Raw genomic sequence first — 12613 nt, 5'->3', positions numbered from 1 at the left:
CAAAAGACGGCCGCCTCGACATCCCATCATCGGTTTTCCGACTTTCACCGCGCCAGTTCCTTTAGGCCCAGCCGGATCAGCTTGGCGCTGTCGGCGCCTTCTCCTGCCGTCTTCATCGCCGCGGCAACCGCATTCGCTGCCTGATCTCTGCTATAGCCGAGGTTGGTGAGTGCCGAAACCGCATCGGCGACAGGCGCGGCCGCGACACCTTCACCGAGTTCCTGTTTGAGGGCGATATTGATCGCTTCCCCGGCATAGGCCGGCGCTCGGTTCTTGAGCTCAGTGACGAGGCGCATCGCCACTTTCGGCCCGACGCCCGGTGCGCGGGAGACCGCGGCGCGGTCCTGCAGGGCGATCGCATTGGCGAGTTCGCCCGGCGTCAGCGTCGAGAGCACGGCGAGCGCCACCTTGGCGCCGACGCCCTGGACGCTCTGGAGCATGTTGAACCATTCCCGCTCCAATGCGCTCGTGAAGCCGAAGAGCTTCAGTTGATCCTCACGCACATAGGTCTCGATGAAGAGCACGCAGGCCTCGCCGACAGAGCCGAGTTTGGACAGCGTACGGGCCGAGCAATAGGCGACGTAGCAGACGCCGTGCACATCGACGAGCACATAGTCTTCGCCGATCTCGTCTATGGTGCCTTTCAGCTTGCCGATCATGGGTCGTGGTCTCTCAGGGGTGCGTTTCGGGAGTGATGATTTCTACGGAAGGGAAGTAGGCGCGATAGCCTTTCGGATCTCGGGTCAGGAGCCTATAGCCTCGGATTGCCGCATGCGCCCCAATCAGAAAATCGGGCAATATGCGTTCACGCCCACCACCCGATTGACGATAGAGCCGAAAGGCGGCCGCGGCGGCAAAAGCGGCAGGCCAAGGAAGGTTCTCCCGCCGAAACTCCTCCTGCGGCAAAAGCCGCTCGACTTCGTCAATGTCTCTATAGCGGACGGAAAACTCGGCATAGATGATCGGATTGATCAAAACCGGACCGCTCTTGAAGGCCAGAAAAGCCTGCTGTCGAGACCAACCATGCCACTCCGAAGATGGTATGGCGAGGTCGACAAGCACATTGGTGTCTAGAAGCGTTGCCACCGTCAGCGATCACGTGTCAGCGACATGAGCTTTTCAGCATCAATCGTCTGGTCCCCGGTTCCTTGCAAGCGATCGACAGTCTGCAGGAACCTGTCGAGCCTGCCGCGGTCCTCAATCTCCTGCTTCCCATTTTTCGGTGCGAGAACCAGCTTTCCATTCTCGACCGAGAAGATTACTTCGCTGTTGAGTTCAATGCCGGCAAGTTCGCGCAAATCGCGGGGAATGGTCACCTGTCCTTTTGACGTGACGCGCATAGCTCACTCCTTGTTCATACGGTAAGAATAATCATTACTGCATGAACAAGTCAAGAACATACTACCCCGCGAGCGCCTGGCGCATCCGGTTGCTGCCGCGATTATGGGCATGGCAGATGGCGATCGCCAGGGCGTCAGCGGCGTCGTTGCCCTTGAATTCGACTTTCGGCATCAGGATCTTCAACATCATATGGATCTGCTGTTTTTCGCCGTGGCCGACGCCGATGACGGCCTTCTTAACGGCGTTAGGGGCATATTCGGATACCGGCAGCCCGGCGCGTGCCGGCACCAGCATGGCGATGCCGCGGGCCTGGCCGAGCTTCAGGGTCGCGACCGCATCCTTGTTGACGAAGGTCTGTTCGACAGCGGCTTCATCAGGCTTGTGGCTGTGAACGATCTCCGCTAGGCCGTCATGCAGCTGGCAAAGGCGGGAGGCGAGGTCCATGTCGCCGTCCGAAGTCACCGTTCCCGATGCCACGAAGCGCAGGGAATTGCCAAGCGTGTCGATGATTCCCCAGCCGGTGCGGCGAAGACCCGGATCGATGCCGATGATGCGAATCGTATTTTGCATGGTTCAACCTATAGCGATTGCGAAATAACTGCCATTGATATGTGAACAAAACAAAAACATCTGAGTTTTAGGCGCGCCATTTACTGCGAATTAAAACAGATGTCCGAATTCTAGCTCGGTCGATCGGGCATGCGCCACATGCCCGGGCTGGCAGACGTCGTTCAGAAGGGTTCGTTGCATATGGCTCAGAGATTTCAGTCCCTGTCCTTCAAGGTTATTGCCACATTCATCCTGATGACCGTGCTGTCGATCGCAGTCATTGACGTGCTCGCCTATTTCGCCAGCAGCCGCATCTCCGACGAGCAAGCGCTGAAGGCCAAGGAAAGCGTGCTGATCTTCCGCGGTGACATGCTGCAGGACCAGCTGGCGCAGCTTGAAAACCAGGCCAATTCGATCGCGCGCATCGAGGCGCTGCAGATGTCGATCACCAGCCTCAAGAGCGGCTGGAAAACCATCGAGAAGACCTCGGGCGATGCCCGCGCCGAGCTGAAGAAGGTTTTCATATCGGGCAATCCGAACCCGGCCGACCAGCGCGAGAAGCTGATGAAGCCGGAAGGGCCGAGCGGCTTCTATTATTCGAACCATGAAAAGACGCAGGGCGAAGTCGCTCGCGACCTCGAAGATACCGCCTTCAGCGACTTGCTGATCGCCGATCTCGACGGCACTGTCCTCTATTCTTACAAGAAGGATGACGATTTTGCAGAGAACCTGAAGTCGGATGCCTGGAAGGCGACCGGCGCCGGCATCGCTTTCGCCAAGGCCATCGAGAATACCGCCAAGGCGACCGATGACGCTGCGCCGACAGGTTTCTCCGGCCTTCGCGTCGATATGGCCAGCGGCAAATCGGCAATCTTCTATGCCGTGCCGATCGTCAAGCTCGGAGCGGCCAAGGGCATCATCCTCTTCAAAGTGCGAGACGATATCGTCGCCGGCATTCTTGCCAAGGGCATCGTTCAGGGCAACACGGCACGGGCGGCGATCGTCTCCGCCGACGGATCCGCCGTCGGTCTTGACGGAAGCGGCAAGCTTTCGACGCTCGATATGGCACCTTTCACCTTCATCAAGGATGCGTTGGCCAGCTCGGCGATGACGGTTGCCGATTTCAACCGAGCAGACGGCGCGGCCCGCGCCTATGTCCGCGGCATCGACTATCGCGGCGATCGCTTTCTCGTGGTCGAGAGCGTGCTCCTGAGCGAGCTCAATGCCGGTTCGATCGAGATCGCCATGTTGCTGACGATGATCGGCATCGGCGTGCTCGTCGTCATGGCGGTTGCGACCGGGCTCGTGACCAATCTTCTGTTTTCGCCGCTGGCGCGTCTTGCCGGCGTCACCCGTGATGTCGCAGACGGCAAGCTCGACAGCGAGATCGGCAGCCTGAACCGCAAGGACGAGATCGGCACGATGGCGAAGGCGCTTGCCCGCTTCCGGCAGTCGCTGATCGAAGGCCGCGAACTCGAAGCGGCCAGCGAGGAGACGCGCCTGCAGGCCGAGCACGACCGCCAGCAGAATCTGGCCGAGCGCGAGGCCGAGGCGAAATCGCTGCAGCAGGTGGTGGAGGCGCTCGACGAGGGCCTGCATCATCTGGCGAACGGCGATCTGGCCTACCAGATCGATAACCGCTTCCCGAACGAGCTTGAAAGCCTGCGCGTCAATTTCAACGAGGCGCTGGCGACCCTGAGCGAAACCATGACGGCGATCGGCGGCAACTCGATGGCCGTGCGCGCCGGCTCCGAGGAGATGCGCACCGGCGCCGACGAGCTTGCCGCGCGCACCGAGCGACAGGCCGGCTCGATCACCGAGACGGCGAATGCGATCAGCGCCATCACCCAGTCCGTCCGCCGGCAGATCGAGAGGGCCGAGCAGGCCGAACGCATTGCCCGGGACGCCAAGAAGGAAACGACCGGCTCCGGACAGATCATGCGCGAGACGATCGCGGCGATGGAGGCCATCCAGGCCTCCTCGCGCCAGATCAACACGATCATCTCCGTCATCGACGACATCGCCTTCCAGACCAACCTCCTGGCGCTCAATGCCGGCGTCGAGGCGGCGCGTGCCGGTGAATCAGGCAAGGGTTTTGCCGTCGTCGCCATGGAAGTCCGCGAACTGGCCCAGCGCTCGTCGAGCGCGGCCAAGGAAATCTCCAGCCTGCTGCAGAAATCGACCCATGAGGTCGAAAGCGGCGTGGCGCTTGTGGAAAAAGCGGGCATTGCCCTGACCGGTATCGGTGCCCATGTCGAGGCGATCAACGGCCAGATCAACGAGATCATGGAATCGACCCGCGAGGAGGCCGGTACGCTGCGTGAGATCAATAGCGCCGTCGCCGAACTCGACGCGATGACGCAGCAGAACGCCTCGATGGTCGAGGAGACGACCGAGGCGATCCACCGGCTGGCAACGGAAGCACTGCAGATGGACCGCCAGCTCGGCAATTTCACGCTGCCGCACGGCCACGCGCCGAGCGCCGAGGTGCATGTGCTGCGCCGTCACCGGTAGACCTCGTTTCCAGCACCGGGTAGGGGTCGCGTTCGCGCGGCCCTTTTTGTTTGCGTGCATGGTTTGGAATGGTGGGGGCGGGAACCTACATAAGCCACACCCTTCAACTGCCGGCAGGTTTCCCATGGTTCCCTTCTCCATACTCGACCTTTCCCCCGTTGCCGAAGGCAGCACCGTCAGCCAATCTCTCGCGAGTTCGGCGCGGATGGCTCAGAAGGCTGAGGAATTCGGCTACAAACGTTTCTGGCTCGCAGAACATCACGGCATGCCGGGGATCGCCAGCGCCGCCACGGCAGTCGTCATTGGCCATGTTGGGGCCGCCACCAAGCGTATCCGCATCGGCTCCGGCGGCATCATGCTGCCCAACCATTCGCCGCTCGTCATCGCCGAGCAGTTCGGCACGCTGGAGGCGCTTTTCCCCGGCCGCATCGATCTGGGTCTCGGGCGCGCGCCGGGAACCGACATGCGCACGGCGCAGGCGTTGCGGCGCAACCTGGAGGCCGGCGCAAACAGCTTCCCGAACGATGTCGTGGAGCTGCAGCAGCTTCTCGACAAGTCGGTCGAAAACCAGGCAATTCTTGCGGTGCCGGGCAACAATTCGCATGTCCCGATCTGGCTGCTCGGCTCCAGCCTCTACAGCGCCCAGCTTGCCGGCATGCTCGGGCTTCCCTATGCCTTCGCCTCGCATTTTGCGCCCGACATGCTGCTCGATGCCATCGCGATCTACCGCGACCGTTTCCAGCCCTCGGCGACACTCGACAAGCCCTATGTGATGGTTGGCGTCATGGGCGCGGTGGCGGCGACGGACGAGGAGGCGCGGTTCCATTTCACCTCCGCCCAGCAGCAGTTCGTCAACCTGCGCCGCAATGTTCGCCTGCCGTTCCCGCGTCCGGTGGCCGATATGGAGGGCTTCTGGTCGCCGATGGAGAAGATGAACGTCGAACACACGTTGCGCTATGCCGTCGTGGGCTCGCCGAAGACGGCGGAGGCAAAACTGACCGGGTTTCTACGGGAAACGCAGGCCGACGAGGTGATCATCTCGATGCCGATCCATGACATCGAGGCGCGGCTGCGTTCGGTGGAACTGTTTGCGGGGCTGGGAAATTTCATGCGGGCTGCCGCGTAGGGTTTGACCGCCGGCGCTCCGGCAGAAGATACATCCTTCCACAAACAAGAAACCCGGCGTCGCGGCCGGGTTTTCCATTGACGATGGTCTGAAGAAATCAGGCGGAGAGCTTCGCCAGAACCTCTTCCGAGACTTCGAAGTTGGAATAGACATTCTGCACGTCGTCATCGTCTTCGAGAGAGTCGATGAGCTTCATCAGCGACTGGGCCTTTTCCTCGTCCACCGGCACGTTGTTCTGGGCGCGCCAGACGGCTTTGACGGTTTCGGCTTCGCCGAGGCTAGATTCCAGGGCTTTCGACACTTCGCCGAGAGCTTCGAAGCCGCAGGTGATGTAGTGGCCGTCTTCATCGGTCTCGACGTCATCGGCGCCGGCTTCGATCGCGGCTTCCATCACCTTGTCGGCGTCGCCGACGGAAAGCTTGTAGGTAATTTCGCCGACATGGTCGAAGGAGAAGGACACGGAACCGGTTTCGCCGAGAGCGCCGCCGGCCTTGGTGAAGATCGAGCGGACGTTGGAGGCGGTGCGGTTGCGGTTGTCGGTCAGGGCCTCGACGATGATCGCCGTGCCGCCCGGGCCGTAGCCTTCGTAGCGGACTTCGTCGTAGTTTTCGCCGTCGGCGCCAGCTGCCTTCTTGATGGCGCGGTCGATATTGTCCTTCGGCATGGACTGGGCCTTGGCGTTCTGGATCGCCAGGCGAAGGCGGGCGTTCATCGTCGGGTCGGGCAGGCCGGCCTTGGCGGCAACGGTAATTTCGCGCGCAAGCTTCGAGAACATTTTCGACCGCACGGCATCCTGACGGCCCTTGCGGTGCATGATGTTTTTAAACTGTGAATGGCCAGCCATGGCACCCCTGTTCACGTCTCATTGTTCGGAATGGGCCGCCTTATAAGAGCGAAACGACACCCGTTCAAGGAAAAAGCGGTGGATTTGCCGCACGATGCGCGGGGCTGCCGCCCGTCTCAATCAACGGTCAATCGCTTGCGGCTGGCAAAGAAACCATGTCCGTCCCGTCTTCGGCAGCGCAGCCCCTCCGTGCCGGAGGTGCAGGAATAGGGACCACCGCTCCAGCTGTCGCCATAGTTAAGGATATGTTCCTCGCTGCAGCAGGCGGTATCGCCGACCATCTTGAAGATATCGGCCTTGCCGCTCGCCGACAGGATGAGGCGGGTCCAGACCGGCTCTTTGCGCTCGCAGGCAAGCTCCGGACCACCGTCTTCGGGAACATACATTTCGACGCCGCCCTTTGGCGTATAGACACAGCCAATATTCCTTGTGGGCGTGACGAAGACGACTTGACCATTCTCGTCGGGCTTGAAGGTCTTTTCGGCCGCAAGGACTGTCGGCGCAAAGGCAGTGCAAAAAATCAAAGCCAGAATCGAATGTTTTGTGCGCATGGTGATCCCTTCTTGGTCAGGCGCACTATCGCATATTCTCGCAGGCTGAAAAGACGACGTCGCCCGCGGCCTCTGCGGGGAACAAAGGCAGTGGGATGGCGTTTCAACCGAACTCCCTCCAACGGAAAGGAACGGTCATGGCAAGTCTCAGCGAGGCGCGGGAACAACCAGCACGTCAGCTTTGGGATCAGGTCAACAATGTTCATGCCGGCATGCTCGGCGTTTCCGGCCTGGACATGCACATGCAGCCGATGGCGCCGCATGCCGATCCTACCACCAACACGATCTGGTTCTACACCAAGACCGATGCCGACATCGTGCGCGCCATCAAGCCCGGCAGCCGCGCGCATTTCTGCGTCGTCGGCAAGGATCATGATTATCACGCCTGCCTTGCCGGCGTGATCGACGTGCGCCACGATCCTGCAAAGATCGAGGAATACTGGAGCTCGGTGGTGGCGGCCTGGTATGACGGCGGCAAAAAGGATCCCAAGCTCACCATGCTTTCCCTGCATGTCGACGATGCCGAGATCTGGATTTCCACCGGCAATACGCTGAAGTTCGGCTGGGAGATCGCCAAGGCCAACCTCGATGACGACAAGATACCGGATGTGGGCATCAAGCGTCATCTGCAATTCGCTTAACGAGCAAAGCCTAGAGGGAACTGCCGGGCCTTTTTACCGCACGCCCTTCAGGACGTAGATCAGCGGCTTCTTCGGTAGCGTGCGCATGGAGACCGTGATGCTGTCGTCAGGGGCGTAGGCGACATCGAAATCCTTGCCGAACATGGCGAGAAAGGCATCGACCGGCGGACCGCGGCGGTGCATCGGCAGGATCAGCGATGAGCGCAGCCGCTTGATGACGCGGCTCATGCTGTCGGCGCCCATGGTGAGGCCGCCGTCGACGGGCACCATGACGACATCGAGGCGACCGATCTCGGTATAGTGCGAATCCGTCAGCTCGTAATGCAGATGGCCGAGATGGCCGATGCAGAGGCCGGCGATCTCGAAAATGAAAATGGAATTGCCGTTTTCCTGCGAGCCGCCGAGGCCGTAGCTGAAGCGGATATCGGTGGTGACGTTGCGGATATGGGCGTCGCCGACGACCAGATTGACGTTGGCCTTCTCGCCCGGAACGTCGCTCCACCCATGAAGCACATGCTTGATGCCGGGATCGGGCGTCAGGGTGAAGTGGGTCGGGTGCGCCTTGTTCATGGTCACGACATCGGGTGTCGTCGCCGGCCTGTACCAGCCGTTATAGTCTGTCGCGATGACGATCCCGGCGGGTGTGTCGATCTCGAAGGTGGAATGGCCGAGGAAGGTGAGCTTGACGTCTTCGCCCTCGGAGACGGCAGGCATCAGCGTCGGCGCCCCGGAAAAGCTTGCGAAGGTCGCCCTGGGGAGATTTTGCGCGATCGCCTGGCACTGGCTGACGGGCGTTCGCTGTTCCTGTGCTGTGGCGGGAACCAGCGCGGCGAAGGTAGCAAGGCATGCGATAGCGAGGACAAGATATCGCGGCGTCATGCCATCCCTCCGGCGCTTTCACTGAGAGCGCCGCGCGTCCTAACGGCGCGCCAAGGACGCTCGATCACTTGCAATTGGCGGCGTGAGGATGCGGCATGAGGTCGCAGCGGTCCAGAGGAGGATGCTCACAATCGCGTGTTGATCTGCGCGATGGCCTACCGCCAGAACTCCGGCACGGTCTCGGCCAGGCGTGGCCCGAGCCGGAGTGGGGCGATCTTTTCGGCCAATCCCGTGGCATCGGAAATCTCCACGCCGACGCCGCAGATCGTCGCGGGGCCGTTCGCCGCTTCCATGCGGCCCTTCGGCATCTTGGAGATGAAGCGGTTGAGCGGCTCCTCCTTGTCCATGCCGAGCGAGGAGTCGTAGTCGCCGCACATGCCGGCATCCGACATATAGGCCGTGCCGCCGTTCAGGATCTGCGCGTCGGCCGTCGGCACATGCGTGTGGGTGCCGACGACGAAGCTGGCGCGGCCATCGACGAAATGGCCGAAGCACTGTTTTTCGCTGGTCGCCTCCGCATGGAAATCGAAGATGATCGCATCGGCCTGCTCTTTCAGCGGACAGGCATCGAGGATCACTTCCGCCGATTTGAAGGGATCGTCGAGTTCCGGATGCATGAAGACCCGGCCCATGACATTGGCGACGAGCACGCGCGCGCCGTTCCTGGCATAGAAAAGCCCGGAGCCGCGGCCGGGCGTGCCCTGCGGATAATTGGCCGGCCGAAGGAATTGATCGTGCCGTCCGGCAAAAGCGACGGCTTCCTTCTGATCCCAGACGTGATTGCCTGTGGTCACCACATCGGCGCCGGCATTGATCGTTTCCAGAAAGATGTCCTCGGTGATGCCGAAGCCGCCGGCGGCGTTCTCGCCGTTGACGACGACGAAATCGAGCTTGAGGTCGGAGATCAGCCCGGGAAGGCGGTCCCAGACCGCGGTGCGTCCCGTCTTGCCGACCATGTCACCCAAAAAAAGCAGTCGCATTCCCTATCCAATCCAAGAGGCAAAAAAGCGAAGGCCGCTTTCTGTCAGGATGGCATCCAGGCTTATGTCATGCGGCTCATCAGGCACATGTGCCACTTCCTGGCAGTCGAATGCAATGCCGATCAGCTTCGGATGCAGCCCTTTCTCTCTGAGCCGGCCGATAGCGCGATCGTAATGGCCGGCGCCGTAGCCGATGCGATGGCCGCGAATGTCGAAGGCCGAAAGCGGCACCAGCATAATCTCGGGGTCGAGAATGGCGGCGTTGTCGGCGGGGCCGACCGTGCCGAAGCCGGTCGCAACAAGCGGCGCGCCTTCGGCCAATTCACGAAAGACAATGGTTTGCCGGTCGAGGATCGCCGGCACGCAGAGCCGCGCGCCGCGCGCCGCAAAACGCGCCATCAGCGGCCTCAGATCGGCCTCCGAGCGGATCGGCAGGAAGCCCGAGACGATCGTGCCCGGCGCAAAACCGACCGCATCGCCGGCGTGATCGGCCATTGCACGGCTTTTCGAGGCGCGCTCCTCGGGGGGGATGGCGTCGCGAGCCGACAGCCGTTCGTTGCGCAATTGCGCTTTCAATTCTCTAGCGGTCATTGGATCTGCCGGGTACGGGAAAGTTCGACCGAGCATAGACGGCTGGATGGCCGATGCAATGCCGGGTGCGACAGTGCCGCGCCCGTTTCGCGCCTCGCCCGCGGGTCGTCAGACGACAATGCTTGTCGGTATCGTCGTTGTGGCGACGGAGAAACCTGCCATGTCGGGGACAGGATTGGACTTGGCCTGCTGGCGCAGTTCGCGCATCGCCTTTTCGAGGAGTTGCTTGAGTTCGCGCACGGCGCTCTTGAACCCTTCCATCGCCTCGCGATCATCAGCGGAAATGCCCGAAAATTTAGGAGTGTCCTCGGCGACGCTCTCATAGGCCTTGCGAGCCTCAGCGGTGTCAGTCGGTTCCGGCGCGCCGGTATCTCCCGGGGTATCCGTCAACGCAGCATCGGTGCTGCTCGTGGCTGCAGCCGCCGAATCCGCGGTTGCATCCGCCGGAACGGCGGTTGCCGGGCTGCCGGTAGCGACCGACGATGCGAATTCCGACGCGGCGGTGCCGACCTTGCGGGCCAGTTCGGAGGCCAGGCGCGCGACCACCTCGGGAGGCATGTTGGAGCTTTTCAGCATCTCCAACTCCTGCTTTGCCTCTTCGAGCTTGCGTTGCGCCTTCGCCTTGGCTTCGTCCCCCGAGTTCGCCAAGGTCTGCCGAATCTGCTGCTGCGCCTGGTTGGTGCGCTGCAGCCTCAGCACATCCCGGCCGGCCTCGTTTCCCGTGGCAGATGTACCCGCCGCCGAAGACGTCCCGCGCAAGATGATAGAAGCAGATGTGGTTGCGACCTGCATGGACAATCTCCCGATTTTAATCGGGCCCCCGATTGCAATTCGGGCGCATCCTGCAATCTCAGCCTTGCGTGGACCTGTGTCCTGGGGATTGCTGCAGCGCGGCGGCCAGCCGCTGCATCGTCTCTTCGAATAGAAAGGCCCCGCCGGGCGCCCAGCCGAGGGCGCCGATTTTTGCCGTGCTCATAGGATTGAGCGCTGCCTTGTCGGCAGGGGCGGGCAGCGCGTGTCGACAGCCCGTCGCGCGTTGAATGGGCGAAAGGATATCCTTCGTGTCGACTGATATATCCGAGACGTTGAAGACTTCGCCGGAAATGCGTGTGCTTTCCGTTTCCAGCATCAGCCGCACCGCGCGTGCGAGGTCGCGGCCATGAACCTCCGTTCCTGCACGGGCGGCAACCGGCCGGCCGGAGAGGTAATCCGCGATCAGGCCGTCCCATTTGTTTGGAAAGAGATCGCCGTAGACGCCGGTCGCTCTCAGGCTTGCGCCGGCAAAACCGGGCGCTGTGAGGTCGGCAAGAGCGCGTTCGGCGTCGAGCTTCACCCTGCCGTAGAGCGTTTCCGGCTCGGCCAGCATTGTCTCAGCCAGCTCGGTGCCCGGCGGATACTCGCCGTAGGCTGCACGGCTGGACAGGAAGACGCAGCGGCGTGTGCCGGCGCGTTTGGCGGCTTCGAAAAGCTGGACGGTGCCGTCGAGGTTCAACCTGTGGAAGGTCTTGGGATCGTCACCTTCGCCGCCGCGATATTTGCCCGGGACATGGCTGAAGGCGGCGTGGACGAAGAAATAGGCGTCGTCGAAGATGTCGATCTGATCCTTGTCGGGATCAAGCGAAAGTGCCGCGAATTCCACCGGGCGGGAGAAGAGGCGGGGCAGCGGCGCTCGGCGTCCGCCGACGATCACCTGGTATCCGGCGGCCAGCAGCTCCTCGACGACATACCGGCCGACGAGGCCCGTTCCGCCAGACACCAATACTTTCATGCCGTCCCTTCCGGATTGGCCAGCGCCGCGATCTCGGGCACCTCGCCATCATCATGGAAACGGTGCCATAGATCGATCAAGGGTTGTAGCCGCGCTGCTTTGGGATGATCTTTTTCCCACGGTTTTTCATACTGGTAATGCAGGATCGAAATGCTCTTCCAGTCCCAAAGCTCAGGCATGGTGAACCATACATATTGCAGCATGTTGAAATAGACCGGCAGGCCGTGCCAATCCGAGAAGAAAGCCTCGAGAAACGTCTGATCGGTGCGTCGCCAGAAGGCGTTGGGCCTGTCGAGCCTCTCAAGCATGCGCCGGAATGTGTCATCAGACGGTGTTGCGACGAAGACGCCGGAATTCATGCGATGGAAGTCGGCAAGGCTTTCGTAGACATTGGGAGCAGCGGAAAATTCCGGATAAAGAAAGAGCCTGTCGACATTTTTCAGCACGAGGGCGTCGGCGTCGATAAAGACGCAACGCTCGTAGTCAACGAGCTGCCAGAGCCTGAGCTTGCAGAAATTGTCGAGCGGCGAATGGAAATCCGGCTTGCGGCCTTTGGTAAAAGGAGCCGCGGAATGGAGGCTGCCGCGAGCGTGGCGATCGTTGAAGACATCGGACAGCGGCAGATGCTCGACCTCGATCAGGCGGCAGTCCAGCGCCTTCAGAGGGACTAGGGCAGCCGCATCGACGCCGCCGGTGTGAAGGACGACGACGTCGGCCGCAGTGCCGGTTCGGCGCAGGGAACGGGCAAGCGCGGTCGCGCCCATGGCGTAGTCGGAATTGGTCACGAGCGTGACGTAGGCAAAACGGCCGCTGGCGCTCGGCATGTCGC

Annotated in this window: 15 protein-coding genes; 3 read left to right on the top strand and 12 right to left on the bottom strand. The window is 61.6% G+C overall.

All coding sequences use genetic code 11. From position 1 onward, the window contains the following. Nucleotides 1-44 precede the first annotated feature (44 nt). The 4 genes from ruvA to ruvC form a co-directional block, all read right to left on the bottom strand. Nucleotides 45-659, bottom strand: coding sequence for a Holliday junction branch migration protein RuvA (gene ruvA / locus EFB14_RS16055; protein ID WP_126826934.1), 615 nt, complete (start codon nucleotides 657-659; stop codon nucleotides 45-47). Nucleotides 660-672: 13 nt separating this feature from the next. Further along, a complete protein-coding gene (locus tag EFB14_RS16050) occupies nucleotides 673-1086 on the bottom strand; it encodes a type II toxin-antitoxin system VapC family toxin (protein ID WP_126826931.1) in 414 nt (137 codons plus the stop codon). A 2-nt stretch (nucleotides 1087-1088) separates the two neighbouring features. Beyond that, nucleotides 1089-1340, bottom strand: a complete 252-nt coding sequence (locus EFB14_RS16045; RefSeq protein WP_126826928.1) for an AbrB/MazE/SpoVT family DNA-binding domain-containing protein — start codon at nucleotides 1338-1340, stop codon at nucleotides 1089-1091. 61 nt (nucleotides 1341-1401) lie between these two features. Further along, nucleotides 1402-1911 carry a crossover junction endodeoxyribonuclease RuvC gene (ruvC, locus tag EFB14_RS16040; protein ID WP_008533049.1) on the bottom strand — a complete coding sequence of 170 codons (510 nt, stop codon included), beginning with the start codon at nucleotides 1909-1911 and terminating at the stop codon, nucleotides 1402-1404. 180 nt (nucleotides 1912-2091) lie between these two features. On the opposite strand from ruvC, the gene EFB14_RS16035 reads away from it, so the two are divergent. Both EFB14_RS16035 and EFB14_RS16030 read left to right on the top strand, forming a co-directional pair. Beyond that, nucleotides 2092-4404, top strand: a complete 2313-nt coding sequence (locus EFB14_RS16035) for a methyl-accepting chemotaxis protein (RefSeq protein WP_126826925.1) — start codon at nucleotides 2092-2094, stop codon at nucleotides 4402-4404. 124 nt (nucleotides 4405-4528) lie between these two features. Continuing rightward, nucleotides 4529-5530, top strand: a complete 1002-nt coding sequence (locus EFB14_RS16030) for an LLM class flavin-dependent oxidoreductase (RefSeq protein WP_126826923.1) — start codon at nucleotides 4529-4531, stop codon at nucleotides 5528-5530. 97 nt (nucleotides 5531-5627) lie between these two features. On the opposite strand, the gene EFB14_RS16025 is transcribed toward EFB14_RS16030, so the two are convergent. Continuing rightward, entirely contained in the window at nucleotides 5628-6374 is a 747-nt protein-coding gene (locus EFB14_RS16025) for a YebC/PmpR family DNA-binding transcriptional regulator (RefSeq protein WP_126826920.1), read from the bottom strand. 116 nt (nucleotides 6375-6490) lie between these two features. Then, the gene (locus tag EFB14_RS16020) at nucleotides 6491-6925 is read right to left on the bottom strand and encodes a DUF6636 domain-containing protein (protein WP_126826917.1); all 435 of its coding nucleotides are present in this window, start codon (nucleotides 6923-6925) and stop codon (nucleotides 6491-6493) included. Nucleotides 6926-7062: 137 nt separating this feature from the next. Between EFB14_RS16020 and EFB14_RS16015 the strand changes: the two genes are divergently transcribed. After that, nucleotides 7063-7566: a pyridoxamine 5'-phosphate oxidase family protein gene (locus EFB14_RS16015; protein ID WP_126826913.1), complete on the top strand. Its 504-nt coding sequence runs from the start codon at nucleotides 7063-7065 to the stop codon at nucleotides 7564-7566. A 33-nt stretch (nucleotides 7567-7599) separates the two neighbouring features. On the opposite strand, the gene EFB14_RS16010 is transcribed toward EFB14_RS16015, so the two are convergent. The 6 genes from EFB14_RS16010 to EFB14_RS15985 form a co-directional block, all read right to left on the bottom strand. After that, complete coding sequence (locus EFB14_RS16010) at nucleotides 7600-8445, bottom strand: MBL fold metallo-hydrolase (protein ID WP_126826910.1); 846 nt, start codon at nucleotides 8443-8445, stop codon at nucleotides 7600-7602. 155 nt (nucleotides 8446-8600) lie between these two features. Beyond that, the gene (locus EFB14_RS16005; RefSeq protein WP_003582125.1) at nucleotides 8601-9425 is read right to left on the bottom strand and encodes a TIGR00282 family metallophosphoesterase; all 825 of its coding nucleotides are present in this window, start codon (nucleotides 9423-9425) and stop codon (nucleotides 8601-8603) included. Nucleotides 9426-9428: 3 nt separating this feature from the next. After that, the gene (locus EFB14_RS16000) at nucleotides 9429-10016 is read right to left on the bottom strand and encodes a 5-formyltetrahydrofolate cyclo-ligase (protein WP_126826907.1); all 588 of its coding nucleotides are present in this window, start codon (nucleotides 10014-10016) and stop codon (nucleotides 9429-9431) included. A 108-nt stretch (nucleotides 10017-10124) separates the two neighbouring features. After that, nucleotides 10125-10808 (bottom strand): hypothetical protein, encoded by a 684-nt coding sequence (locus EFB14_RS15995; RefSeq protein WP_126826904.1) that lies wholly within the window; start codon nucleotides 10806-10808, stop codon nucleotides 10125-10127. Between the two features lie 58 nt (nucleotides 10809-10866). Beyond that, entirely contained in the window at nucleotides 10867-11784 is a 918-nt protein-coding gene (locus EFB14_RS15990; RefSeq protein WP_126826902.1) for an NAD-dependent epimerase/dehydratase family protein, read from the bottom strand. After that, entirely contained in the window at nucleotides 11781-12608 is an 828-nt protein-coding gene (locus EFB14_RS15985) for a glycosyltransferase (RefSeq protein WP_126827408.1), read from the bottom strand. Before EFB14_RS15985 ends, EFB14_RS15990 begins: the two co-directional genes overlap by 4 nt. Between the last annotated feature and the right edge of the window lie 5 nt (nucleotides 12609-12613).

The sequence above is a fragment of the Rhizobium fabae genome, from assembly GCF_003985135.1.
GTDB classification, from domain to species: Bacteria; Pseudomonadota; Alphaproteobacteria; order Rhizobiales; family Rhizobiaceae; genus Rhizobium; species Rhizobium pisi.
The sequence above is the reverse complement of the archived record's forward strand: the minus strand, read 5'-3'. Positions and strand labels throughout refer to the sequence as shown.